The sequence below is a fragment of the Bradyrhizobium sp. ORS 278 genome (assembly GCF_000026145.1).
In the GTDB taxonomy this organism is placed as follows: domain Bacteria; phylum Pseudomonadota; class Alphaproteobacteria; order Rhizobiales; family Xanthobacteraceae; genus Bradyrhizobium.
This window is the reverse complement of sequence record NC_009445.1, coordinates 2,144,249-2,169,994: the sequence shown is the minus strand read 5'-3', so window position 1 is coordinate 2,169,994 and position 25,746 is coordinate 2,144,249. Positions and strand designations below refer to the sequence as shown.

General features: G+C 66.1%; 20 protein-coding genes. 4 read left to right on the top strand and 16 right to left on the bottom strand.

From position 1 onward, the window contains the following. The first annotated feature begins 169 nt into the window (after positions 1 to 169). Complete coding sequence (locus BRADO_RS09565) at positions 170 to 1,795, top strand: L-aspartate oxidase (protein ID WP_041756296.1); 1,626 nt, start codon at positions 170 to 172, stop codon at positions 1,793 to 1,795. A 167-nt stretch (positions 1,796 to 1,962) separates the two neighbouring features. Here BRADO_RS09565 and BRADO_RS09560 read toward each other — a convergent pair whose 3' ends face one another. From BRADO_RS09560 to BRADO_RS33845, 3 genes are all read right to left on the bottom strand, one after another. After that, positions 1,963 to 3,441 (bottom strand): cell wall hydrolase, encoded by a 1,479-nt coding sequence (locus BRADO_RS09560; RefSeq protein ID WP_041757399.1) that lies wholly within the window; start codon positions 3,439 to 3,441, stop codon positions 1,963 to 1,965. 362 nt (positions 3,442 to 3,803) lie between these two features. Next, positions 3,804 to 6,755, bottom strand: coding sequence for a pyruvate, phosphate dikinase (gene ppdK / locus BRADO_RS09555; RefSeq protein WP_011925112.1), 2,952 nt, complete (start codon positions 6,753 to 6,755; stop codon positions 3,804 to 3,806). 104 nt (positions 6,756 to 6,859) lie between these two features. Further along, positions 6,860 to 7,015, bottom strand: coding sequence for a DUF3096 domain-containing protein (locus BRADO_RS33845; RefSeq protein ID WP_011925111.1), 156 nt, complete (start codon positions 7,013 to 7,015; stop codon positions 6,860 to 6,862). Between the two features lie 256 nt (positions 7,016 to 7,271). Between BRADO_RS33845 and BRADO_RS09550 the strand changes: the two genes are divergently transcribed. After that, positions 7,272 to 7,619 (top strand): DUF1236 domain-containing protein, encoded by a 348-nt coding sequence (locus BRADO_RS09550; protein ID WP_011925110.1) that lies wholly within the window; start codon positions 7,272 to 7,274, stop codon positions 7,617 to 7,619. 403 nt (positions 7,620 to 8,022) lie between these two features. Here BRADO_RS09550 and glyS read toward each other — a convergent pair whose 3' ends face one another. The 7 genes from glyS to BRADO_RS09515 form a co-directional block, all read right to left on the bottom strand. Beyond that, on the bottom strand, positions 8,023 to 10,341 hold the full coding sequence (gene glyS, locus BRADO_RS09545; protein ID WP_011925109.1) for a glycine--tRNA ligase subunit beta: 2,319 nt from the start codon (positions 10,339 to 10,341) through the stop codon (positions 8,023 to 8,025). 125 nt (positions 10,342 to 10,466) lie between these two features. After that, a complete protein-coding gene (locus tag BRADO_RS09540; protein WP_008961216.1) occupies positions 10,467 to 10,712 on the bottom strand; it encodes a CDGSH iron-sulfur domain-containing protein in 246 nt (81 codons plus the stop codon). Then, complete coding sequence (locus BRADO_RS09535; protein WP_041757398.1) at positions 10,709 to 11,641, bottom strand: glycine--tRNA ligase subunit alpha; 933 nt, start codon at positions 11,639 to 11,641, stop codon at positions 10,709 to 10,711. Before BRADO_RS09535 ends, BRADO_RS09540 begins: the two co-directional genes overlap by 4 nt. A gap of 126 nt (positions 11,642 to 11,767) precedes the next feature. Further along, the gene (locus BRADO_RS09530; protein ID WP_011925107.1) at positions 11,768 to 11,959 is read right to left on the bottom strand and encodes a hypothetical protein; all 192 of its coding nucleotides are present in this window, start codon (positions 11,957 to 11,959) and stop codon (positions 11,768 to 11,770) included. Positions 11,960 to 12,063: 104 nt separating this feature from the next. Further along, positions 12,064 to 12,981, bottom strand: a complete 918-nt coding sequence (locus tag BRADO_RS09525) for a S49 family peptidase (protein ID WP_041756295.1) — start codon at positions 12,979 to 12,981, stop codon at positions 12,064 to 12,066. Positions 12,982 to 13,215: 234 nt separating this feature from the next. Beyond that, the gene (locus BRADO_RS09520; protein WP_011925104.1) at positions 13,216 to 13,989 is read right to left on the bottom strand and encodes a tRNA1(Val) (adenine(37)-N6)-methyltransferase; all 774 of its coding nucleotides are present in this window, start codon (positions 13,987 to 13,989) and stop codon (positions 13,216 to 13,218) included. Continuing rightward, positions 13,982 to 14,209 (bottom strand): DUF2007 domain-containing protein, encoded by a 228-nt coding sequence (locus BRADO_RS09515; protein ID WP_011925103.1) that lies wholly within the window; start codon positions 14,207 to 14,209, stop codon positions 13,982 to 13,984. The genes BRADO_RS09520 and BRADO_RS09515 overlap by 8 nt, the downstream gene beginning before the upstream one ends. A 132-nt stretch (positions 14,210 to 14,341) precedes the next feature. Between BRADO_RS09515 and BRADO_RS09510 the strand changes: the two genes are divergently transcribed. After that, positions 14,342 to 15,352 (top strand): polyprenyl synthetase family protein, encoded by a 1,011-nt coding sequence (locus BRADO_RS09510; protein ID WP_011925102.1) that lies wholly within the window; start codon positions 14,342 to 14,344, stop codon positions 15,350 to 15,352. A gap of 261 nt (positions 15,353 to 15,613) precedes the next feature. Here the strand turns inward: BRADO_RS09510 and BRADO_RS09505 are convergent, their stop codons facing one another. The 3 genes from BRADO_RS09505 to BRADO_RS09495 form a co-directional block, all read right to left on the bottom strand. After that, the gene (locus BRADO_RS09505) at positions 15,614 to 16,516 is read right to left on the bottom strand and encodes a 4-(cytidine 5'-diphospho)-2-C-methyl-D-erythritol kinase (RefSeq protein ID WP_011925101.1); all 903 of its coding nucleotides are present in this window, start codon (positions 16,514 to 16,516) and stop codon (positions 15,614 to 15,616) included. A 161-nt stretch (positions 16,517 to 16,677) separates the two neighbouring features. Then, positions 16,678 to 18,474 (bottom strand): tetratricopeptide repeat protein, encoded by a 1,797-nt coding sequence (locus BRADO_RS09500; RefSeq protein WP_085972787.1) that lies wholly within the window; start codon positions 18,472 to 18,474, stop codon positions 16,678 to 16,680. A 243-nt stretch (positions 18,475 to 18,717) separates the two neighbouring features. After that, positions 18,718 to 20,376: an electron transfer flavoprotein-ubiquinone oxidoreductase gene (locus BRADO_RS09495; RefSeq protein ID WP_011925099.1), complete on the bottom strand. Its 1,659-nt coding sequence runs from the start codon at positions 20,374 to 20,376 to the stop codon at positions 18,718 to 18,720. A gap of 307 nt (positions 20,377 to 20,683) precedes the next feature. Between BRADO_RS09495 and BRADO_RS09490 the strand changes: the two genes are divergently transcribed. Further along, positions 20,684 to 21,502 (top strand): uracil-DNA glycosylase family protein, encoded by an 819-nt coding sequence (locus BRADO_RS09490; protein ID WP_041757397.1) that lies wholly within the window; start codon positions 20,684 to 20,686, stop codon positions 21,500 to 21,502. 153 nt (positions 21,503 to 21,655) lie between these two features. Here BRADO_RS09490 and BRADO_RS09485 read toward each other — a convergent pair whose 3' ends face one another. The 3 genes from BRADO_RS09485 to BRADO_RS09475 all read right to left on the bottom strand — a co-directional run bounded on the left by BRADO_RS09485 (position 21,656) and on the right by BRADO_RS09475 (position 25,640). Next, positions 21,656 to 23,164 (bottom strand): glycosyltransferase family 39 protein, encoded by a 1,509-nt coding sequence (locus BRADO_RS09485; RefSeq protein WP_011925097.1) that lies wholly within the window; start codon positions 23,162 to 23,164, stop codon positions 21,656 to 21,658. A gap of 197 nt (positions 23,165 to 23,361) precedes the next feature. Continuing rightward, on the bottom strand, positions 23,362 to 24,204 hold the full coding sequence (locus tag BRADO_RS09480; protein WP_041756294.1) for a ribonuclease HII: 843 nt from the start codon (positions 24,202 to 24,204) through the stop codon (positions 23,362 to 23,364). Positions 24,205 to 24,464: 260 nt separating this feature from the next. After that, on the bottom strand, positions 24,465 to 25,640 hold the full coding sequence (locus BRADO_RS09475) for a PA0069 family radical SAM protein (RefSeq protein WP_041756293.1): 1,176 nt from the start codon (positions 25,638 to 25,640) through the stop codon (positions 24,465 to 24,467). Positions 25,641 to 25,746: the final 106 nt, after the last annotated feature.

Sequence of the window (25,746 nt, the reverse complement as noted above, 5' to 3'; positions counted from 1 at the left end):
TCAGTCGCTATACGCGAGTGACAAACAAGGATTCACGCTGTGCGGGAGCGACGTGCAGAACAGCCGCGATTTGTCGCCAAACACCTCTAAACAACGAGGGATGTCTCTGAAGAAGAGCTAACTGGTAGCTTGATACATATGTGCACCGAATGTGGAATTTGGACAGCCGATGCACTGCGACCAGATCGAAACCTCAAGCCGCGACACGTCAGGTCAGGACACGTCAAGTCACGTCGTGATCGTCGGCGCCGGCGTCGCGGGATTGTATTGCGCGCTGAAGCTCGCACCGCGCCCTGTCATCTTGATCTCCGCAACGTCGCTCGCAGAGGACTCGTTCGGCGCGACGATGCAGGCCGATATCGCCGCGGCGGTATCTGCGGGCGACAGCCCCGAAAGCCATGCCGCCGACATGATCGCCGCCGGCTGCGGCCTCGTGGACGAAGATGCGGCGCGCGCGCTCGCGCGTGATGCGGCAGCACGGATCGAGGATCTCGCGCGCCTCGGCGTGACGTTCGATCGCGACCCCAGGGGCGCACTGGCGACGTCGCGGGCAGCCGTTCATTCCGCGCGGCGCATCCTGAGCGTGCGCGGCGACTTCACCGGACAGGTCATCATGGCGGCCCTCGCCAAGGCCGTGCGCGCCAGCCCCTCGATCAGGCTGATGGAGGGATACGTCGCTGACGCGCTGCTGACCGACGATGGCGCCGTGCGCGGTCTGCGGCTGCGTCGTGCGGATGATGCTGCCGCGGCGCCCTTGCTGATCGCCGCCCCGACGATCGTGCTCGCCACCGGCGGCGTCGGCCATCTGTTCGCCGTGACCACCAACCCTGCTCATGCGAACGGCATCGGCCTTGCGATCGCCGCGCGCGCCGGCGCTGTCGTTGCGGATCCGGAGTTCGTGCAATTCCATCCGACCGCGATGGCGGGACAGGATCCGGCGCCAGTGGTCAGCGAGAGCCTGCGCGGCGCCGGCGCGATCCTGATCAACCGGCGCGGTCAGCGATTCATGCTGCCGCGTCATCCGCTGGTCGATCTCGCGCCGCGCGACACGGTTGCGCGCGGCATCATGGCCGAGATCACGGCCGGGCGCGGCGCCTTTCTGGATGCGCGCGACGTGCTCGATGAGGATGTCGCGGAGCGCTATCCGGTGCTGCACCGTGCCTGCGTCGCCGCCGGGCTCGATCCGACCCGGCAACCGATTCCGGTGGCACCGGCGGCGCATTTCCACATGGGAGGCATCGCCGTGGATGCGCGCGGCCGCAGCTCGATCGACGGGCTGTGGGCGGCCGGCGAGGTCGCCGCGACGGCGACCGATGGCGCCAATCACATCGCTGGCAACGCGCTGCTTGGGGCCCTGGTGTTCGCCAACAGGATCGCTGAGGACATTGCGGGCCGAACCTTCGCGCCGTGTCCTGCCCTGCATGACGTCAAGTTCGCGGCGCCAGCCGGGATCGATGCCCCATGGGGCGAGCAGATGCTGCGCGATATCATGACCGGTCAGGTCGGGGTGATCCGCGACGAGGACGGCCTGGCCGAAGCTGTCACGACGATCGCCCGGCTCGAGCGCGATAGCCTCGACCCCGCGCTCCGCAACATGGCGAGCGCAGCGCTCCTGATCGCGACCGCCGCCTGGAGCCGGCGCGAGAGCCGCGGCGCGCATTGCCGGGTCGATTGTCCGGCGGAAAATCCGGCCTTCGCGCAGCGGACCATGACCACGCTCGCCGCTGCGCGCGAAATCGCCGACGAGCTCGCGGCACGGCCGACGACGCGGCTGCCACGATCCTTGAGCGCGTAGCGCCGCTGATCTTCTCTGTCATAACCCCGTCGTTCCAGCGCAAGGCCGCAGGCCTTGAACCCGGAACCTCGCGCTTGTTTTGCGCGCATCGCCAGCCAGCTCGGCATTCTGGGTTCAATCGCTCACGCGCCACGGCGCGTGAACGATTGCCCCGGAATGACGGTGGCCTAGCGTCGCGTCCAGTTCGGATTGATCTCGGCTTCGCTCTTGGCGGCCTCGGCGAGCTCGGCTGAAATGGCCGCGGTCTGCTGCGGCGTGCCCCAGCTCGGCGCCTCGCTGCCGTCGCCCCAGCGCTTGGGCCGGTAGAAGGTGTGAACGCCGAACTTGTACGTCCGCTTCATCTCGGCGACCCAGGACGGCCGCACCCAATAGGCGTGATAATGCGTCGACTTGCCGACCTCGGGCAGCCAGACCAGTCCGTCGAGCATCGCCTTGGCAATCTTCTTGGCGCGGTCCCACATGTCGGGCTCGCGGATCACGTCGGCATTGTTGTCGCAGGCAAAGGTGAACTGGCAGGCGAAGTGGCGATATTTATTCTGGTAGACGACGCCGCACACCGTGGTCGGGTAGTAGCCGGAGAACGCGCGGTTCAACACCACCTGCGCCACCGCCATCTGGCCGCGCACGGCCTCGCCACGGGCCTCGAAATAGATCGCCTCCGCGAGGCACTTCTCGGACTTGGAGCGTGACTTCTCGTCGGTCAGCCCGAGACGCTCGGCCGGCGTGCGGACGCGCTGATTATCGGCATTGACCTCGCCTTTCGGCGCGATGCTCTCGCCGCCGTCACCGGCCTTCGCCACATCTTCCGCAGGCGGCAGAAGGACGGTCATCGGCTTGAGGTCCGGATCCGGCATCACGATTAGCGGCGCTTCGCCGGGTTGCCAAGTCTCCATGGTTCCGGCGACGCCGCCAAGCGACGTGGCGCCGAAATAGAGATTCGCTGTCTTGATGTTCAAACCATCGAGCGCCGCGCCGCCATCGGGGGCCGGCGGCTCGCTCGCGGGCTTGAGCTCGCCGGAGGGACGGATCTCGGGCTTCGTGGAATCGTACTGCGCCAGCGGCGGCGCGCTCAGCGCCTCCTGCAATTCGGGATCGAGCGCCGCGCGCGGCGGCACCAGAATGGTCGCGGGCGCTTCGCTGGTCTTGGCGCCGAACACCGACGAGTTCGAATCGGGCTGGGCGGGGGCGGCGGGAGCGGGCGCGCTCGGCGCGGTGTCGACCGGCTCGGCCGCTTCCGTCGGAGGCTCTGGTGGCGCGGCGGGACGGACCACGAGGCGATCACCCTTCAAGGTGCGATCGACGGTCGGAAAATCGGAAGGGCGATAGCGCGGCGGAACCTGCAGCGCGGGATTGCGCGGCGTCGTGCTGCCGGTGATGTCGAGGTCGCGCTCGCTCAGGCTCGCGAGGCGAATGCCCTGCGGCGCCGAGGTGCCGATCGGAAGTCCGAAACTATAGGTGGCGACCTGAACTGAGGCCGCAGCCGAGAACACGCGCTTCTGCCAACGTTCGGCGACGCCCGGCTGGCGGGCGAGCCGTGAAGCGATGTCTTGATACCCGGTCTCTGTCGGCATCAGAGCGAAGACGCAGAGACCGAGGCCGAAGGACGCAATACGCGCGCCCTTCGGACCTGGACGCAGAACTAACATCGATACGCTCAACGCAACGCTACGCTACTCACGCGACCGAACGACAGTGCTTCCGTGCAATTCGATCTGTCATGTTCGTATCGGGTTTAGGTTGCCGAGGAGTTAACCCGCGTTGCGCGATCGAAACATGCAAGCGGTGAAGTTGTGCTGCGGCGCGCGATCGATCTGCGTGGTAAACAGCGGCGTGACGAGAGAGGTGAACATCCGGTCAACGAACGCGGTGAATGGAACTGTAAGCGGTCAAGGCGGACGTTTCTTCCGCCTTCGAGAGACAGTCAGCCAGTTCGACTCGCGCGATCGCCTCAAAGAAAAAGGCCGGCAACATGTGCCGGCCTCCTCAATTCGAAACGTTCGCAGCAGCATCACGCCTGGCTGGCGATCTCCTTGCCGAGCGCGGATTGCGCGGCGGCGAGGCGGGCGATCGGCACGCGGTAGGGCGAGCACGAGACATAGTTCATGCCGATCTTGTGGCAGAACGCGACCGAGGCCGGGTCACCGCCATGCTCGCCGCAGATGCCGACCTTCAGCTTCGGACGCGTGGCGCGGCCGCGCTCGACGCCGATCTTGACCAGCTCGCCGACGCCGGCGCGATCGATCGAGATGAATGGATCGATCTCGAGGATGCCCTTGGCGACATAGGCGCCGAGGAAGCTGCCGGCGTCGTCGCGGCTGATGCCGTAGGTCGTCTGCGTGAGATCGTTGGTGCCGAACGAGAAGAACTCGGCGGCCTCCGCGATCTGGCCCGCCATCAGCGCCGCGCGCGGCAGCTCGATCATGGTGCCGACCTGGTACTCCAGCTTGGCGCCGGTCTCGCGGATCACCGCCTGCGCCATCGCGTCGATGCGCGCCTTGACGAGATCGAACTCGGCCTTGGTCGCGATCAGCGGCACCATCACTTCGAGGCCGACGGCCTCGCCGGTGCGCTTCTCGGCCTCGACCGCGGCCTCGAAGATCGCCCGGGCCTGCATCTCGGCAATCTCCGGATAGGCGATCGCGAGACGGCAGCCGCGGAAGCCGAGCATCGGGTTGAACTCGCTGAGCTCGCGGGCGCGGTCGGCGAGACGGCGCGGATCGGTGTTCATCGCGCGCGCGACTTCCTCCACCTCGGCCTGGGTGTGCGGCAGGAACTCGTGCAGTGGCGGATCGAGCAGACGGATCGTGACCGGCAGGCCCTTCATGATCTCGAACAGCTCGACGAAGTCGGCGCGCTGCATCGGCAAGAGCTTCGCAAGCGCGGCGCGGCGCTCCTGCTCTTCTTCCGAGAGGATCATCTCGCGCACCGTGCGGATGCGGGTCTCCTCGAAGAACATGTGCTCGGTGCGGCACAGGCCGATGCCCTCGGCGCCGAACTTGATCGCGGTGCGCGCATCCTCCGGCGTATCGGCATTGACGCGCACGCCGGTCTCGCGCACGGCGTCCGCCCAGCCCATCAGGGTGCCGAACTCGCCGGACAGCTCCGGCTCGATCATCGGCATGCGCCCCGCGAGCACCTGCCCGACCGAGCCGTCGATGGTGATGACGTCGCCGGTCTTGAAGGTGCGACCGCCGATGCTCATCGTGCCGCGGCCGTAGTCGACGCGGATGGTGCCGCAGCCGGAAACGCAGGGCTTGCCCATGCCGCGCGCGACCACCGCCGCATGCGAGGTCATGCCACCGCGGGTGGTGAGGATGCCTTCCGCGGCGTGCATGCCGTGGATGTCCTCCGGCGAGGTCTCGATGCGGACGAGGATGACCTTGCGGCCGTCGGCCTGCAGCTTGGTGGCTTCATCCGAGGAGAACACGATCTCGCCCGAGGCTGCGCCCGGCGAGGCCGGCAGGCCGGTGGCCACCACGTCGCGCTTCGCGGCAGGATCGATGGTCGGATGCAGCAGCTGATCGAGCGAGGCCGGGTCGACGCGCAGCACGGCGTCGTTCTCGGAGATCAGGCCTTCATTGGCGAGCTCGACGGCGATGCGCAGCGCCGCCTTGGCGGTGCGCTTGCCGCTGCGGGTCTGCAGCATCCACAGCTTGCCGCGCTCGACCGTGAACTCCATGTCCTGCATGTCGCGGTAGTGCTTCTCGAGCAACGTGTAGATCCGCGTCAGCTCGTGGAAGGCGTCGGGCATCGCGACTTCCATCGACGCCTTGTCGGAGCCGGACTCGATGCGCGCATCTTCGGTGATGTCCTGCGGCGTTCGAATGCCGGCGACGACGTCCTCACCCTGCGCGTTGATCAGGAACTCGCCGTACAGCTTGCTCTCGCCGGTCGACGGATTGCGGGTGAAGGCGACGCCGGTGGCCGACGTATCACCCATGTTGCCGAACACCATGGCCTGGACGTTGACGGCCGTGCCCCAGGATTCCGGAATGTCGTGCAGCTTGCGATAGGTTACCGCGCGCGCGTTCATCCAGGATGAGAACACGGCGCCGATGGCGCCCCACAGCTGGTCGTGCGGGTCCTGCGGAAAATCCTTGCCGGTCTCGTGCGCGACGGCGTCCTTGTACTTGCCGACCAGCATCTCCCAATCTTCCGACGAGAGATCGGTGTCGAGCTGATAGCCCTGGCTATCCTTGAAGCTGTCGAGGATGTCCTCGAAATGATGATGCTCGAAGCCGAGCACGACATCGGAGTACATCGTGATGAAGCGGCGATAGCTGTCGAAGGCGAAACGGCGGTCGCCGGACAGCGTGGCCAGCGCCTCGACCGTCTGGTCGTTGAGGCCGAGGTTGAGCACGGTGTCCATCATGCCCGGCATCGAGGCGCGGGCGCCGGAGCGTACCGACACCAGCAGCGGGTTTTCCGGATCGCCGAACTTCTTGCCGGTCAGCTTGCCGATGTAGTCGAGCGCCTTGTCGACCTGCGACTGCAGCTCCTTCGGATAGGTCTTGTCATTGGCGTAGAAGTAAGTGCAGACCGAGGTCGGGATGGTGAAGCCCGGAGGCACCGGCAGGCCGAGATTGGCCATCTCGGCGAGGTTGGCGCCCTTGCCGCCGAGCAGATCGCGCAGGCCCGCTTTACCCTCGGCCTTGCCGTCGCCGAAGGTATAGACCCACTTGTTCGGCTTGATCGCGGTGGCGGCGCTCTTCGGCGCGGGCTTCGCCGCAGCCTTTGCAACCGGCTTGGCCGTCGCCTTGGCCGGCTTCTTCGGAGCGGTTTTCACCGGCGCCTTGGCGGCCGGCTTCGTCGCAGCCTTCGCCGAGGCCTTTGCAGCAGGCTTCGGTGCCGTCTTCAGCGCCTTGCGCGGCGGGGCGAGCGGAGCGGCCTTGGCCTTGCCCGTCTTGGAAGGCTTTGATTTCGCTGCGACTTTCTTAGACTTCGCTACCGCTTTGGCCATGAGATGGTTCGATCCGCAAATGGGGAGGAGAAATCGCGCGCCTTACACCACTTTGGGCGCTGCGGCGCAAGCACAGAGGTTCCCGACCTTGGGAGGAGGCGGGACTAGAAATGCAGCCACTTCAAGAGGCCCATGCCGATCAGGCCGTTCAGGATCAGGAAGATCGCGATGATGAAGTTCAACAGGCGCGGCATGATCAGGATGAGAACGCCGGCGATCACGGACATGATCGGCGAGATGTGGGCAACGGTCAGATGCATCGGCGAACTCGGAATGGATTGAAAGAGAGCAGACAGGCGATTCGATGGGGCGGACTTTATCCCGGCCGATCGTGGCGGAATAGGAGACGCGCGGGGTGGGTTCCGGTTCCCCGCAAACAGGAACTGCCGCGAAAATGCCCGGAGTTCCTAGGGGAACGATGACCTGAGACCGGGATTGGGAGGCAGGTGCCGGCACGCGCGCCGGTCTCAAATTCGGGGAGCGTCCCCGCGGATCAACAGTCAAGGAGTCCTGCTTATGCGAACCCAAGTCACTCTTGCCGCCCTGGTGGCTGCACTCGTGATCCCGGCAGTGGCGCAGGCGCAGTCCTACACGGTGGGACGCGGCGTCGTCGTCGAGGAGGACGCGCCTGTCATCACGGTCGAGCGCCGTCCCGAATTCCGCGAATATGTCGTGCGCGAGCGTGTTCCCAACTATGTGATCCCTGATCGCGTCGTTGTGGGGACCGTCCTGCCCGAGTCGGGTGTTACCTATTACGACGTTCCGCAGCGCTTCGGTGCGACACCTTATCGCTACACGGTGGTGAACGGCGAAACTGTTCTGGTCGAACCGCGATCGCGACGGATCATTCAGGTGGTTGAGTAGTTATCGAGCTGCATTTGGTCGCCAACGCCCCCGCAAGCGGCCAGATGTAAAGGCCCTGCCCGGTTCCCCCCGCCGGGCGGGGCTTACTTTTTTTGGAACGCTGTTAGCTCCGGTCGTCATCGCGAGCGCCAGCGAAGCGATCCAGGGGCCACACGGACAGTCTGCCTGCACGGCCCCTGGATTGCTTCGGCGCAAGAGCGCCTCGCAATGACGCGTGCGGCAGGCTTGATCCTACAGTCACTGCTGTCATCGCCCGGCTTGACCGGGTGATCCAGTACGCCGAGACGATTGTGATTTAACCGATACGCGGCGGCGTACTGGATGCCCGCCTGCGCGGGCATGACAGCGGGGGATGTCGCTCCCCCTCCTTCATCTCGAGCGCAGCGAAGCGATCAAGGGCCGCTCAGCCCTCGATCTTCGAGAAATCCGCCACCGCGCGCGTGGCGCTGCGGATCTCGTTCAACAGCTTCAGCCGGTTCTCACGGATCGCGGCGTCATCGTCGTTGACCTTGACCTTGTCGAAGAACGCATCGACCGCCGGGCGGAGCTTGGCCATCGCGCGCATCGCCGCGGCAAAATCCTCCTTGGCGACGGCCGCGCCGGCTTCCGCGCCGACCTCGCCGATCGCCCTGGCCAGCGCCTTCTCCTCGTCGAGCTTGTAGAGCGCCGCATCCGGCGCGCCGTCGAACTTGCGCTTGTCCTTCTTCTCCTCGATCGCGAGGATGTTGGAGGCGCGCTTGGTGCCGGCGAGCAGGTTCTTGCCGTCGTCGCTGTCGAGGAATTTTCCGAGCGCCTCGACGCGGCGCACGACCATCAGGAGATCGTCTTTCATCTCCTCTTCCTGCGACGGCTCACGATCAAGGGCCTCTTCGCTGCCGGCTGCCTCGATGAGATCAAGCCTGCCTGCACCGCTCCTCGCCGCATCCGATCTCCACCACGGGGAGGGTGATGTGGCGAAGACGGCATCGACAAGATCGTGCCGCGCGCCTTGCTCGCGAAGCTGGACTTTGAGACGGTCGGCGAAGAACGAGATGAGATCGACAACTTTCACTGGGACGCTACGCGTGCCGAACGTTTGCGCATCCACTCTCACAACAAAACGAGTTAACCCAGGCTTTTCACCACTTTCCGCCTGCTCCACTTCATTCCCGACCTCGCGCGCGCGAATTGCCGTCGCCAGATCGAAGAACGCGGGCCCGCAGATATCGGCGAGATGAACGCGGAGATCATTCTCCAAGATGATTCGGATCACACCCAGCGCTGCACGCCTCAGCGCGTACGGATCCTTCGAGCCCGTCGGCTTCTCGTCGATGGCCCAGAACCCGACCAGCGTATCGAGCTTGTCCGCCAGTGCCACGGCCACGCTCACCGGGTCGGCCGGCACGCGATCACCCGGACCCTGCGGCTTGTAGTGCTCCTCGCACGCGGCGGCGACCGAGGCGTCCTCGCCCTGGGCGAGCGCGTAGTACTTGCCCATCAGGCCCTGTACTTCCGGAAACTCGCCGACGACCTCCGTCAGCAGATCGGCTTTCGCAAGCTTCGCCGCGCGCGCGGTCTTCGCGGCGTCGGCGCCGACCATCGGCGCGATCTCGGCGGCGAGCTTCTCGATGCGTGCGATGCGCGCGGCCTGCGTGCCCAGCTTCTCGTGGAACACGATCTGCTCGAACTTCGGCAGCCGGTCCTCGAGCTTGGTCTTCAGGTCCGTCTCGTAGAAGAACTTCGCGTCCGACAGCCGCGCGCGGATGACGCGCTCGTTGCCGGCGATGATGGTCTTGCCGCCGTCGGTCGCCTCGATGTTGGCGGTCAGGATGAACTTTGGCGCCAGCCCGCCCGTCTTGGGGTCGCGGACCACGAAGCATTTCTGGTTGTTGCGGATGGTGGCGCGGATCACCTCGCCCGGGACCTTCAGATACTCCGGATCGAACGAGCCCATCAGCACGACCGGCCATTCGACCAGGCCCGCGACCTCGTCGAGCAGGACGGGATCCTCGACCAGCTCATAGCCCTGCGCGAAGGCGAGCTGCTTGGCGTCGGTGACGATGGTGTCCTTGCGGCGCTGCGGGTCGAGCACGACCTTGGCGTCGAGCAGTTTTGCTTCGTAGTCCTCGAAGCGGCGCACGGTGAACGCCGATGGCGCCAGGAAGCGGTGGCCATAGGTGGTCTGCCCGGCCTCGATGCCGTCGACGGCGAAGCTTATGACATCGGGCTCCTCGGTCTCCAGCCCGAAAGTCGCGGTGATCGCGTGCAGCGGCCGCACCCAGCTCAGCGCGCCCGGCTTCTCCGAGCGCTGGCCCCAGCGCATCGACTTCGGCCACGGGAAGGTGCGCACGATCACCGGCAGCATCTCGGCGAGCACGTCGAGCGTGGCGCGGCCGGGCTTCTCGATCAGCGCGACGTAGAAATCGCCCTTCTTCGGATCGCGCTGGATCGTCGCCTCTTCGAGCGAGGCGAGACCCGTGGCCTTGAGAAACCCCTGGATCGCCGCATCGGGTCCGCCGACGCGCGGCCCCTTGCGCTCTTCCTTCAGATCCGCCTGCCGCGCCGGGATGCCGTGCACAGTCAGCGCCAGCCGGCGCGGCGTCGCAAATGCCTTGGCGCCCTCGTAGACCAGGCCCTCGGCGACGAGCTTGTCGGTCACCATGCGGCGCAGATCGTCGGCCGCCTTGGCCTGCATGCGCGCGGGGATTTCTTCGGAGAACAGTTCGAGAAGGAGATCGGGCATTGCAACCGCTCTTGGCGCGACGTGAGGCGCAAACAGGATGGAGCACGGCGAGACAACTCGCCGTCACTTGTGAGAACCGTCAGGGTGAACCGCGCCGGGATCTCCGGGAGATCCCGCGGCGACCGTCACGCCGGCAGCTTCGAATGCGCTCCGTCGCACAGCGGCGCATTGGCGGTGCGCTTGCATGTGCAGAAGAACGCCTTCTTGGTTTCAGGGGCCGTGTATTGCATCGGCGCGAAGGAGGAGCCCGCATGGCTGCCGTCACAGAACGGCTGCTTGGCGGATTTCCCGCAGGTGCACCACCAATAGTCCTTGCCCGCCTCGACCTCGATGGGAAGCGGCGTCCGGCCGCCGATCGCTGGTTCGCTCATGATGCCCCTCCGGCTTCGGTATGCAGCCAGGCCTCGCCGCAGGCCTTGGCCAATTCGCGCACGCGCAAAATGTAGCTCTGCCGCTCGGTGACGGAGATGACGCCGCGGGCATCGAGCAGGTTGAAGACGTGGCTGGCCTTGATGCACTGATCGTAGGCCGGCAGCGCCATCAGATGCTCTTTGCGGTTGCCGTCACGCCAGCCGGCGTCGAGATACTTCCGGCAGGCGCTCTCGGCCATCTTGAACTGCTCGAACAGCACCGCGGTGTCGGCGTGCTCGAAATTGTGCCGCGAATATTCCTGCTCGGCCTGCAGGAAGACGTCGCCATAGGTGACCTTGGCGTCGCCGTCGCGGCCGTTGAAGTTGAGGTCGTAGACGCGGTCGACGCCCTGCACGTACATCGCGAGGCGCTCGAGGCCGTAGGTCAGTTCGCCCGCGACCGGCGCGCATTCGAAGCCCGCGACCTGCTGGAAATAGGTGAACTGCGACACCTCCATGCCGTCGCACCAGCACTCCCAGCCGAGGCCCCAGGCGCCGAGCGTCGGGCTTTCCCAATCGTCCTCGACGAAGCGGATGTCGTGCACGGCGGCGTCGATGCCGATCGCGCCGAGCGACTTCAGGTACAGCTCCTGAAGGTTCGGCGGCGACGGCTTCATGATCACCTGGAACTGGTAGTAGTGCTGCATCCGGTTCGGATTCTCGCCGTAGCGGCCGTCCTTCGGCCGCCGCGACGGCTGCACGTAGGCCGCATTCCACGGCTTCGGCCCGAGCGCGCGCAAGGTCGTCGCGGGATGGAAGGTGCCGGCGCCCATCTCCATGTCGTAGGGCTGCAGGATCACGCAGCCCTGTTCGGCCCAGAAGCGTTGCAGGGCCAGGATGAAGCCCTGGAACGAACGTTCGGGGCGCATATGCGGAGGCAGCGAATCCATCGTCGGCATCGGTCTTTCGCGGGTCTGAAAAGCGCGCGGACCGTATCGGCGAGGACCTCAGGAATCAAGGCAAAGGGGCGGACAAAACGGCGGCGGAGGCCGCCGTTTCGATTGCAGTGGGCGGCGTCAGCCCGGCCGGTAGGCGCCCGTGACGGGGTCGCGGCGCAAGGTCTTGATCTCGGTGGGCTGTGCGGCCTCGGCGGCACGCGCCAGCCGCATCTCCTCGAGCTCGCGGTTGATCTTCTGAGCGGTCTTGTAGGCCCAGCGAACCGCGGCAAGCCCGCCCAGCATACCCGCGACAGCGACGAACGGCGGCATCGATCGATCCTTGTTCATGAGGAAAGCCACCCCGACTCGCATTGTCGCCGATCCCGGTTCCCCCTGCAATCCGGATTGCAGGGGGCAAAATGGCGCGGGAGGGCTCAAAAGCCAAATCGGGCCCAGATGGCGCGGGTTTCGGCCGCGGAGATCAGCTCCTCGGCGAGCCCCGACCAGCCGATTCCCAAACCTTGCGCGGTCAGGCTGCCGGCGCCTGCGGACTTGCGGCCGAGCAGGCCGGACAGCAGGCCGCCAGCCGGTGCCACCACGGGCATCGCGACCTTGTCCCCGAACCGGGCGCGCAGCACGGCGCGCAGGTCGCCGATCGCATCCGCCAGGCCGAGCGTCACCGCGGTATCGCCGGCCCAGTACTCGCCCGTGAACAGCAAATCGTCGGCACCCTTCAGCCGGTTTGTGCGGCTCTCCTTGACCAGCGAGATGAACAGCGCGTGGATCTCGCGCTGGATCTTCTTCAGCCGTGCCACGTCGTCCGGATTCTCGGGCAGGAAGGGATCGAGCATCGCCTTGTGCTCGCCGGCCGTGTACAGCCTGCGCTCGATGCCGATCCTCTTGATCAGATCCTGCAGGCCGAACGAGCCGCCGACGACGCCGATCGAGCCGACGATCGAAGACGGGTCGCAAAAGATCTCGTCGCCCGCGCAGGCGATCATGTAGCCGCCGGACGCCGCGACATCCTCGACGAAGACGAGCACCGGGAGCTTCTTCTCGGCGGCGAGCTGGCGGATGCGCAGATAGATCTGGCGAGACTGCACCGGCGAGCCGCCGGGCGAGTTGATCACCAGCGCCACCGCCTTGGCGTTGCGCATCGAGAACGCGCGCTCGAGCATCTTGGCGACACCGGCCAGCGTGAGCCCCGGTCGCAGCGGCGTGACCGCGCCGATCACGCCGGACAGGCGGACCACGGGCACCACCGGCGCGCCGCGCAGCCGCGCCGGCAGCAGCGCCTTCAACCGATCAAAAGGCCCCGCTGCATCGCTGGGTTGTGTCAATTTGTCCACCATCCTGTTACCTCGGATTAACCACTTTTTATCGCGCCGCTGCCATTCAATAGGCTGGAACAAGCCTTGCAATGGCCTGGGCAATTGCACGGCTGAACAAGTTGCAGAGTGCGGCGGAGGAATTCATGAAGGTCTACCTGTTGATGCTGCTGATCGGTACTCTCTTGACGGCCATCCACTTCACGTCGGTAACCGAACGCCGGTCGGAGGCGCAGACACAATAACGTCGGACCCCGATCAACCGTTCAGGGGGCCGGCCAGCGCCAGCGCCCCCTGCCCCTCCAGCACCCGAACAACCTCGTCATTCGGCACACCTGCCGCTTCATTGAGCACCACACCGGGCAGGATCTGCGTCGGCGCCCGCCCGCCCTTAACGGCCCTCACCAGGATACGGATTGCAGGCTTTCCAGCCTGCCCATGCACCGGTTGCAGCGCCAGGCTGCCGTAGCCGCGCGCCAAAGCTGCCAGGACGTCACTCAGCCCATCGGCCCGCCAGATCAAGGTCAGCGCGCCCCCGGATTTCAGCATTCGCCGCGCGGCATGCGTCCACAGCTCCAGCGTGGTCGCCTTCGCCATGTGCGCGCCGGCACGCGCAGTGTCGGGCGAGGCGCGGTGTCGCGCGGCATCATGGAACGGCGGATTCATCAGCACGACGTCAACACTGTCGGACCCGAGGCCTGCTGCGGCAAACGCGGCGGCCTCGCTTGTTACGTCCAGCGCGATGACATCGGCCTGCAGATCATTCGCACGCGCATTGTCACGCGCGAGCTCGGCAAGATGCGGCTCGCGCTCCACCAGCATCAGCGCCAGACCATCGACACGCCGCGCCAGCGCCAGCCCGGCCGTCCCCACGCCCGCGCCGAGATCGACGACACGATCGCCTGCCCGCGCAGCCGTCGCGGCCGCCAGCAGGATCGCGTCATGACCGGCGCGATGGCCCGAGGTCGGCTGGCGCAGCCGCAGGCGGCCGCCGAGCACGGCATCCTCCGACGTCGCGCCGGCCTCACTCATCGGGTCGCAGTTCGTGCGCCAGCCCGGCCTCGGTGAGCAGCCGCCGGGCCTGCAGATTGTCATCCTCATGCACGAGGATTCGACGCGGCAGGATGCCGAGTGAGCCCTCTATGATGCTCATGTTCTGGTCGAGGACGAGATGATGGATATCAGCGCCGTCGAGCAGCGCTCCGATTGCTGAAACCAGCACGATATCGTTGGTCCGAACCAATTCCTTCAATCGTTATGTCTCCACGCGCGCCAGGGTCAAGCAGGGCTTCCAAAGGCTCGGGTCAAGGTTCCGTGTCCGCCCTTGCCGCCCGCGGCCGCAGTTTCTATTGTCGTTTCGAGCATAGCAAAATCGGAGACAAGCGTGGCGGTTATCGTACCTTTCGAGAGTCCATCGGGCGCCTCCATCGATGGGCTGGTCGGGCTGGTCACAGCCGACATGGAACGAGTCAACGCCACGATCCTGTCGCGCACCGGCTCCGACGTGACGATGATTCCAGAGGTCGCCAACCACCTGATCTCCTCGGGAGGCAAGCGGCTGCGCCCGATGCTGACGCTCGCGATGGCGCATCTCACCGAGTATGCCGGCGACGGTCACGTCAAGCTCGCTGCTGCCGTCGAGTTCATGCACACCGCGACTTTGCTGCATGACGACGTGGTTGATGAAAGTGAAATGCGCCGCGGCAAATTGTCCGCGCGCATGCTGTGGGGCAACGAGGCCAGTGTGCTGGTCGGCGACTTCCTGCTCGGACAGGCGTTCCGCATGATGGTCGAGGTCGGCTCGCTGCGCGCGCTCGACATCCTCTCGGCGGCCGCCGCCACCATCGCCGAGGGCGAGGTGATGCAGCTCGCCGCCGCCAAGAACACCGCGACGACGGAGGACGAATATCTCGCCGTCATCCGCGGCAAGACCGCGGAATTGTTCGCCGCCGCCTGCGAGGTCGGACCCGTGCTCGCCGACCGCCCCAAGGCCGAGCAGACCGCGTCGCGCTCGTTCGGCATGAACCTCGGCATCGCCTTCCAGCTCGTCGACGACGTGCTCGACTATGGCGGCAAGGCCGCCAAGCTCGGCAAGAATGTCGGCGACGATTTCCGCGAGGGCAAGATCACGCTGCCCGTGGTGCTCGCCTTCCGCCGCGGCAGCGACAGCGAGCGCGCGTTCTGGATCAAGTCGCTGGAGCGCGGCGAGATCAATGACAGCGATCTCGATCACGCCATCGGCCTGATGAACAAGCACCGCGCGCTCGAGGACACGATCAGCCGCGCGCATCATTACGGCGCCATGGCCGTGGATGCGCTCGCGCTGTTCCCGGCCTCGCCGATGAAGACCGCGCTGGAGCAGGTCGTGGCGTTCTGTCTGGCGCGGTCGCATTAGTTCGCGGTCGTATGCCTGCCCCACTGACGCTGTCATGCCCCCCGCGCACGCGGTGCCGGTGAATGCGCCCTCGCCCCTTGTGGGAGAGGGCATCGCCGGACCATCCACGGGCTCGGTTGGGTGAGGGGTATCTCTCCGCGAACACCGAGCTTGCGGAAACAGACCCCTCACCCAAGCGAGCTCGTTGATCTGTCATACATGCCCTCTCCCACAAGGGGCGAGGGCGCTGTATTGGATAGTCGTTTCGCGGCGATTAATTAGTTAGCTCAGCGTGCCCGCATGCACCCACCATTCGGGATGCGCCGCTGCGATCGCGGCACCCGCGATCTTCGCATCAGCATCGCCGCCATAGATCGCAAAGCACGTCGCGCCGGAGCCGGACATCCGCGCCAGCAGCACTCCGTTGCTCGCACGCAGCGCATCGAGCACGGTACCGATGATCGGCTGCACCTTCAGCGCCGGGGGCTCGAGATCGTTCTTCACCTGGTCGAGCGCCGCGACCCAATCGCCAATCGACGCGCCAGCCTTCGGCCACGCTGGCGCCGCCAGCACGTCGCTCACCCCGACCAGCAGATCGCCCGGCTTCAGCCCGAGCGCCTGGAACACGTCCTTGGTCGCGACCGGCACGCGCGGGTTGATCATCACGCACGGCAGGACGGGCAACGCCAGCGGCTGCAGGTTCTCGCCGACGCCGGTCATGGTGCAGGCGCGCGAGGGCACGCAGACCGGCACGTCGGCACCGGTCTTCAGCGCCACCGCCTGCAGGCGCGGATCATCGAGGGACAGACCGTTCAGCCTCGCCAGCAGCCGCAGCGCGGCCGCCGCGTCGGCCGAGCCGCCGCCGATGCCGGCGGCCACCGGCAGCACCTTCTCCAGAGTGAAGGCGCCGAGCGTCAGGCCGGGAACGGCCTCAGCGAGCAGGCGCGCCGCCTTGAGCACGAGATTGTCCGAAGTGTCGCCGCACGCGTCCGCCAGCGGCCCGGTGGTGGTCAGCGTGAGCTCCGGGCTCGGCGCCAGCGTGAGCTGGTCGGCGCAGTCGGCGAACGCCACCACGCTTTCGAGATCATGATAGCCGTCGGCGCGGCGGCCGACGACGCGCAGCGTGAGATTGACCTTGGCGCGGCCCTGCTCCTGCAGCGCGCCGGTGACCGTGGACGCCAACATCGGCGCAATGCCCCCTAATTAGTCCGTGGTGGATGCCTTCACGCCGTCAGCCGGAGGCCGCAACGAACGTGGCCGGCAGCACCACACCTTCATCAAAATCAATCCGGGCTCCCCGGCAAGCCGAGGAGCCCGTGATGGCTTCAATCCTGATCGGAACCGACCTAGCCGCCCTTGCCGTCGTCCTTCTTGGCGTCGGCCGGCGCGTCCTTGGTGTCGGCGCTCGCGGCGGCCGGCGCCGGATCCTCGGTGAGGCCGTTCTGGATCTTGGCCTCGATCTTCGGCAGCTCCTCGGGCTCCGGCTTCAGATCGCGGGCATGAGCCCATTGGAACTTGGCTTCGAGCTTGCGGCCGACCTTCCAATAGGCGTCGCCGAGATGATCGTTGATGGTCGGATCCTCGGGCTTGAGATCGATCGCGCGCTCGAGGTTCTTCACCGCCTCCTCGTAATTGCCGATGCGGAAATAGGCCCAGCCGAGCGAGTCGACGATGTAGCCGTCGTCGGGACGCTGCTCGACGGCGCGCTTGATCATCTTCATGCCTTCGTCGAGATTGATGCCCTGGTCGATCCAGGAATAGCCGAGATAGTTCAGCACATGCGGCTGGTCGGGCTGCAGCTCGAGCGCCTTGCGCATGTCGGCCTCGGCCTTCGGCCACTGCTTCGAGCGCTCAAGGCAGATGCCGCGATAGTAGTAATAGACGCTGTTCGCCTTGTCGTTGTTCGCCGGCAGCGAATCGATGCCGAGCGTGTAGGTCTTGGCGCAATCGGCGAACTTCTTGCGGCCGCGCTCGATATTGCCAAGCGCCATGATGGCCTCGAGGTCCTTCGGATCCTGTGCGATCACGTCCTTGAGGATCTTGATCGCATCGTCACTGCGGTCGGCGCTGTCGAGATCGGTGGCGAGCTGGATCTGCGCGTTGCGCTTCAGCGGCGAACTGGCCGGCACCCGCTCATAGACCTTGATCGCCATCTGCGGCTTCTTCACCGTCTCGTAGAGGTCGGCGAGCGACAGCAGCGCCAGCGGATGGTTCGGCTGCAAATGCAGCGCGAGCTGCAGATAGACCAGCGCAAGGTCCTCGCCGCCGCGGCGGCTCAAGGTCGCGCCGATGCCGTACAGCGCCTCGGCGGCGCCGGCCTGCGGCGAATCGACCAGCGGCGGCAGCTTCTTGCCGGCCTTGGTGTCGCGCAGGCCTTCCAGCACCAGCGGATGACGCGCGAGCTTCTTGTCGAAGGCCTCATAGATCGCGGTGGCGGAGGCCGCGTCCTTGTTGCGCGACAGCCAGTGCGCATAGGCCTCGGTGATGCGCAGCATCGAATCGTCGAGCTTGTAGGCGCGCTCGAAGCGGGCGCCGGCTTCCTTCTCCTTGCCGGCGAGCTCCAGGATCATGCCGGCGTGAAGATCCTTGAACAGCGGATACCATTCCGGACCGGTCAGCTTGTCGATGTTGGCCACGGCGCCCTTGGAATCGCCCGCACCGGCAGTCGCCCAGGCCGAGAGCAGAGTGGCGACGAGATCGGTGATCGGACCGCGCACCGACTGATTGATGTTGTTCTGCGCGGAGGCGTATTTCTTCTGCTTGATGTCCTGCACGCCCATCACGAGGCGGGCGATGCGGTTGGACTTGTCGACGGAGAGCACACGCTCGGCGAGCTTCACGGCTTCATCGATGTCGCCGTCGGCCACCGACGAGATGAAGGCGCGATCGAGCAGCTCGTTGTTCTTCGGATCGCTGCGCAGCGCGGAGCGGTAGAAGGCTGCGGCCGACGCCGCGTCGCGTTCGACGCTGGCGTGGCGGGCGGCGAGATAGCTGCCCGAGGTGGTGAGCGATTTCAGATCGACGTTGGTCGGAAACTTCGTGGCGGTGTCCGCCGGATGATCCGGAGTCTGAGCCAGGACGGTACCGGGAAGCAGCAAGGCAGCAATGGCAATGGCGGTCCAGCGATTGCGAATGAATAACATCACGGTGCGCTCTGGTTGTTGGGTAAGGATTGGTCGTATCGGACTCGAACCCGGTCGGCCGCTCGTCAATGCGCCGACAATGCCGCGTTTGGCGGCCAACCGCAAGGATTTGCAGGATATTCGGGTCAGCCGGAAGCCCCTTTGGCCAAGGTCTCCTGCGACAAACCGCGCCAAGATGGCCGTATCGTGGCCGGTCGCCCCTCACGGGGCGACCGCCTCACGCAAACGTGCGTGAAGAAGAGCTTACATCGCCTCGTAGTTCGGGCCCCCGCCGCCTTCCGGAGGAACCCAGGTGATGTTGCCATTGGGATCCTTGACGTCGCAGGTCTTGCAGTGGACGCAGTTCTGCGCGTTGATCACGAAGCGCGGACTTGCGCCATCCTCGACCCACTCATACACGCCGGCCGGGCAGTACCGGTTGGACGGGCCGGCATAGACGTCGTGCTCGGAGTTCTTCTGCAGGGCCATGTCGGCGACCTTCAGATGCACGGGCTGGTCTTCCTCGTGATTGGTGTTCGACAGGAACACCGAGGACAGGCGATCGAAGGTCAGCTTGCCGTCGGGCTTCATCGGCGGCCGCGGCTGATGCGCCTTGGCGGGATCGAGCGTGGCGCGATCGGGCTTGGCGTGCGACTGGGTGCCGAACAGCGAGAAGCCGAGCGTGTTGCACCACATGTCGAAGCCGCCGAGGATGACGCCGACCACCGTACCGAACTTCGACCACAGCGGCTTGACGTTGCGGACCTTGAACAGATCCTCGCCGACCGGCGAGGAGCGCCAGGCATTCTCGTACTCGACCAGTTCGTCATTGGCGCGGCCGGCGGCGAGCGCCGCGTTGAGATGCTCGGCGGCGAGCATCGCGCTGCCCATCGCATTGTGCACGCCCTTGATGCGCGGCACGTTGACGAAGCCCGCAGCGCAGCCGATCAGCACGCCGCCGGCGAACGACAGCCGCGGCACCGACTGATAGCCGCCCTCGGTGATCGCGCGCGCGCCATAGGCTAGCCGCTTGCCGCCCTCGAACACGCCCTTGATCGAGGGATGCGTCTTGAAGCGCTGGAATTCCTCGAACGGCGACAGATACGGATCGTCGTAGTTCAGATGCACGACGAACCCGACCGCGACGAGGTTGTCGTCGTAATGATAGAGGAACGAGCCGCCGCCGGTCTTCATATCGAGCGGCCAGCCGAACGAATGCTGGATCAGGCCCTTCTGATGCTTGGCAGGATCGATCTGCCAGACTTCCTTGAGGCCGATGCCGAATTTCGGCGGCTCGCTCTTGGCGTCGAGCGCGAACTTCGAAATCAGCTGCTTGGACAGGCTGCCGCGCGCGCCCTCGGCGAACAGCGTGTACTTGCCGAGCAGCTCCATGCCGCGGGTGAACGAGGCCTTCGGCTTGCCGTCCTTGCCGATGCCCATGTCGCCGGTGGCGATGCCGCGCACCGCGCCCTGCTCGTCATACAGCACTTCCGTCGCGGCGAAGCCCGGATAGATCTCGACGCCGAGCGCCTCGGCCTTGCGCGACAGCCAGCGACAGACATTGCCGAGCGAGCCGACGAAGCAATGATGATTGTCCATGAAGGGCGGCATCGCGAAGCCCGGCAGCTTGATCGCGCCGCTTTCGGTCATCCAGAAGAACTTGTCCTCCTGAACCTGCGTCTTCAGCGGGCAGTCGTCGTCCGTGCGCCAGTCGGGAATGAGCTTGTCGAGCGCAACCGGGTCGATCACCGCACCCGACAGGATGTGCGCGCCGACCTCGGAGCCCTTCTCGACCACGACCACGTTGAGGTCGGCATTGAGCTGTTTCAGCCGGATCGCAGCGGTCAGGCCCGACGGGCCGGCGCCGACGATGACGACGTCAAACTCCATGGATTCGCGCGGAGGTAATTCTTCGGTGCTCATTCTCTCGATCTCAAGGCCGGCTGGTGCAGCTGGATGTGGCCCCTGCCGCCCCCTGGCGCAAGCAAAGGTCAAACCCGAAGAGCTGCAATGGCAACAATGACTTAACTAGAGTTCCGAGGGGCGTCCGCGCTTCGCCGGGGCGTGGTCCTGAGAGGGGAGCGAAGGCCTTCACCGGAACACTAGGGCGTTCCGTCCCATTCTTGGGTTATTCCAAGCTCTTGTTTCCGATTTTTCGGGGCAGGACAACCACGTAAATGCATTCCGCCATGCGCCGGGGCGGCGTACACTGTCGCCGCGATCGAACATGATGAATCCCGAGCCCCTCCCCGACGTCCGGCAGCTGCTCGCCTTCTATCTGGAGGCCGGGGTCGATTGCGCGCTCGCCGATGATCCGATCAACCGGCTGGTGGAGCCGGACGCGGCGCCGGCGCCCGTCGCCGCTGCCGCCCGCCAGGCCGCGCCGCAGCCGGGCCGGTCGCCCGCACCCGCGATCATTTCGCCGCGCGGAGAACCGCCGCCCGCGCCCGACGCTGCCATCGCCTCGGCGCGCGAGTCGGCCCGGACGGCGCCGACGCTGCAGGCGCTCCGCGAGCTCCTGGAGACGTTCGACGGCTGCGCGCTGAAACAGACGGCGTCGCGGCTGGTGTTCGCCGACGGCAACCCGGAGGCGCGCGTCATGCTGGTGGGCGAGGCGCCGGGGCGCGACGAGGACATCGAGGGGCTGCCCTTCGTCGGCCGCTCGGGAAAACTGCTCGACCGCATGATCGGCGCCATCGGGCTCGATCGCACGAAGGTCTACATCGCCAACGTCATCCCGTGGCGGCCGCCGGGCAACCGCACGCCGACTCCGCAGGAGACGCAGATCTGCCTGCCCTTCATCCGACGCCAGATCGAGCTGGTCGATCCCGACGTGCTGGTGACGCTCGGCAACCCCTCGACCCAGGCGCTGCTCGGCACCACCGAGGGCATCATGCGCACGCGCGGCAAGTGGCGCGACTACGACACCGGCAAGCGCACCATCCGCGCGATCGCGACCTTCCACCCGGCCTATCTGCTGCGCTCGCCCTCCTACAAGCGGCTGTCCTGGCAGGATCTGCGCGCGATCGCAACGGTGCTCGCGGTCTAGACGCCCGGCCTCCGTCATTGCGAACGAAGCGGCGAAGCGAAGCAATCCAGAGTGGTGGGCGGGACTCTGGATTGCTTCGTCGCTTCGCTCCTCGCAAGGACGGAGAACGCGGTGAGCGCGACGTTTTTTGCCAAAAGGGGCCTTCTGAGAGCCCTACGACCCCTTCGGCCGCACGATCGCCCAGCCGATGCGCAGTACGGGCTGGCGGCCGTTGATCAGCCAGTCGAATCCGCGCGGCACCTCGGGGATCAGGCCGGGGAAGCGGCGGGTCAGCTCAGGCGGCGGGGTGCCGGCGGTGTCGGAGGCGCGCCAGACGACGATGCCGCCGGACTCGGCGAATCTGGCCGGCGTGATCCACGGCGTCCGCTGCGGCATGGCGTCGAGGAAGAGATGCGCGCGGCGGCGGCCGAGCGCGACGAGGCTGGCGAGTTGCGGATCGCCGGCAACCGCCTGCAGCCTTTGATTGGTGCGGCGCTCAAAACTTTCGACGAAGAAACGGGAGATGTCGCGCGCCGGCATCGACGTCGCGACCTCGCCATCACCGAGCAGGGGCTTCACCACGGCGCCGCCGGCGACGAGCAAAGCGGGCGCGGCGACCGCCGCCGCCCAGACCATGCGCAGCAGCCGCTGCCGGCGCAGATAGATCAGGTCGCCCGAGGCGACCACCAGAGCGAGGCCGACCAAGGTCAGCGTGACGGCAGTCCCGCCCAGCAAGGTGGGAAGCCCAAACAGGCCGGAGATGAGACTGCTGGCCAAGGCCGGCGCGATAGCGAAGCAATAGACGAAGTCGCGGGCAAGAGGCGGAACGGACCGGCGATAGATGATGGGCGCATCGGTCTCGCCGTGGCTGATCCAGCCGGCGTCGAGCAGCACGAGCAGCAGCACCGCCGAAAGCGCCAAAAGCAGCCCGCCGGCCAACGCCAGCCAGAGCCAGCCGCGCGCCGAGAGCTCGGCGAGAATGGGCAGCGCCGGAAGGCCGACGCTGTCGGAGCGCACCACGAAGATCAGATAGGGCAGAGCCAGCGCCAGCACCACGAGCAGCGCGAACAGCGGATCGAACGAGCGCAGCACGCGACGGCCCTGCGCGGTCGAGATGGCAAAACCGGCGATCAGCAACAGCAGGCCGGCGGCCGCCGGCGTGGTCAGCAGCAGCAGGCCGGCCTCGATCGACCAGGCGAACCAGGCATTGCGCCGGCCTTGTCCGAGGATTCGCCAGCTGTGCAGAAGCAGCAGCGCCCAGAGCGGCCGCGCCAGCACCTCGGGTCCGAACTCGAGGGTTGGCGCGCCGAAGGCCGTGATCGTCATGGTCAGCAGCACCGCCAGCACCGCCTGCTGGCCGCCGACGATCGTGCGCGACAACAGATAGACGACCCAGAGGCTGAGCGCCGAGCACAGCACGGCCAGCAGATAGACGCCGAAAAGATGATTGCCGGCGACGCGATAGGCGATGTCCGCCAGCCAGAACGACAGCGGCGGTCCGAGGTCGGTGCCGACCTGATATTCGCGTCCGAAGGCGATGCTGATGGCGAGCTGGCCGGGCGGGCTGCGGTAGAACAGCACGGCTGTGCCGAGCCACATCAGGGCCTGGCACAGCACCACGATGACGACGACCAGCCGCGGTCTGGCGCGGATCAGTTCGACAACCAGTGACGTGAAACGCATGAACGGCTGGATCGCTTGGCTGGATCGTTGGGACGTCGAGGAGGCCGGCCGGACCGTCCCTCATCCGCAGCGCTGTCCGACGCCCGCAATCGATACCGCACGAGGCGCACAGGACCGCCCCCGCTGCGAGGAGTGACAATTCGTGCTGGTTGGCTCTCTCAAGCTTTAAGACCGCGGCGCGGTCGAGGCAACCAGCATCAGGCTTCCAGCGAGATTTCCGTCGAGGTCACCACGGTCACCTCTGCGAACAGGTCGGGCTCGGGCACGTCGGTCCAGGGCTGATGCTTGCGACGGGCCGCGACCACCGGCGCGAACAGGCTGCGGTGATGGACCGATGGACCCAGACGATCGAGCGCGGCGAGATGCTCGGGCACCGCATAGCCCTTGTGCTGCTCGAAGCCGTAACCAGGACAATCCTGCGCCAGCGCGCACATCAGGCGATCGCGCGTCACCTTGGCGACGATCGAGGCCGCGGCGATCGACATCACCAGCCCATCGCCGCCGATCACGGCCTCACAGTTGCAGTCGACGTCGATGCGGTCGCGGCCGTCCACGAACACATGCTTCGGCGCCTCAGGCAGGGCTCTCACCGCCCGCGACAGCGCCCACAGCGACGCCCGCAGAATGTTGTCGCGATCGATTCGCGTCGGCGAGGCGTACGCGACAGCGAACGCCGAAGTCTTACAGATCTTGTCGAACAGCGCCTCGCGCTGCTCGGCGCTCAGGCGCTTCGAATCGTCGAGGCCTTTCGGGATGCGGTTGGGATCGAGAATGACGGCGGCCGCCACCACAGGGCCTGCGAGCGGACCGCGGCCTGCCTCATCGCAGCCGGCGACCGGCCAGATGCCCTGCTTGAGCAGCGCCCGCTCGCGCCGAAAGCTCGGCAGCGCCACCGCAATGACGCCCTTGCCGAGCTTGGCGCCAGCCCCGCTCGCCGCGGCCGGCTTGGCCGCACTTTTCGTCAGAGGGCTCTTCCTTGCGGCAGTGGCCGCTTTCGCCCTGCCCGGCTTGTTGGCCTGATTCCGAATCATGACGGGCATCCTGCGGATCGGTCGCCGCCGACGCAACCTGGGATCCCGCTCAATTCCCCGCTATTCAAGGCCCGCCGGCCATACTCCTTGACCCGGCGGGATTGGTAGAGGCAGGCGGCTCGACGGCTTGCCCCTCTTTCCAACCACCGGGTAGTTCCTGCGTTTTCGACCGCAACCGCCAGATGCAGATAGTCTCCAGTGACAGGCACCGGCTAACTATCGCTTCGTCCCTTGCGCTGCAAGCAGATCGTGGACGCCCGCTTCGACGCTTAGAATAAACTCAACTGCTGCCCGCCGCCCTTCGGCCGCACGAAATGATCCGTCGTCAGCTTGGTCCGTCGCTTGTTCAACCCGAGCTTTTCGCAGGCGATCTCGAACCGACGGCCGATCATCCAGGCCATCGGCCCCGTGCCCTTCATCCGCGTTCCCCATTGCGAATCGTAGTCGCGGCCGCCGCGCATGTCGCGGATGAGCGTGAAGACGTGGCGGTAGCGGTCCGGATAATGCTCGAGCAGCCATTCGCGGAACAGATCGCGCACCTCCAGCGGCAGCCGCAGCAGGACATAAGCGGCTTCCTTCACGCCGGCATGGGCGGCGGCATCGAGGATGCGCTCGATCTCGCTGTCGTTGAGCGCCGGGATGACCGGCGCCACCATGACCGTCGTTGGAATGCCGGCCTTCGACAGCGCCTGCAATGCTTCAAGTCGCTTCGAGGGCGTCGACGCCCGCGGCTCCATGGTCCGCGCCAGCTTCGGATCCAGCGTGGTCACTGATATCGCGACCTTCGCCAAGTTCTTCTTGGCCATCCGCGCCAGGATGTCGGCATCACGCATCACCAGCGCCGACTTGGTCACGATCCCGACGGGATGGCCAACCTTCTCCAGCACCTCGAGGATGCCGCGCATGATCTTCCGCTCGCGCTCGATCGGCTGATACGGATCAGTGTTGGTGCCGATCGCGATCATCCGCGGCTCATAGCCGCTGGCCGCCAGCTCCTTCTCCAGGAGCGCCGGCGCGTCGGGCTTCACGAACAGCTTGGATTCGAAATCGAGCCCCGGCGACAGGCCGAGAAAGGCGTGGGTCGGCCGCGCGAAGCAGTAGACGCAGCCATGCTCGCAGCCCCGATACGGATTGATCGAGCGATCAAAGCCGATGTCCGGCGAGTCGTTGCGGGTGATGACCTTGCGCGAGGTGTCGGTCGCGACCGTGGTCTTGAACGGCGGCAGTTCCTCGAGGCTCTGCCAGCCGTCGTCGAAGACAACACGAGCCTCCGCCTCGTAGCGGCCGCTCGCATTGGATTGTGCACCCCGGCCGCGGCGCCGGCCCCGTTCGATGGCAACCGCGAGTTCGGGAAGGTCCTGAGGACCTGAGGAAGGCGCGCCCACCGGCTCGGAGGGCACCTGGACCGGTGGGCGCTTGAGGGCATGTGAAGATGCTCGGCTCATGGCCAAGACATAGCACAAAATGAGAACATAACAAGAATAAAATAGAACGAAGGCTCAGACGCGGATCTGAGCGCGCGCAAGGTCAGCCATCACATTCCCGTTCTAT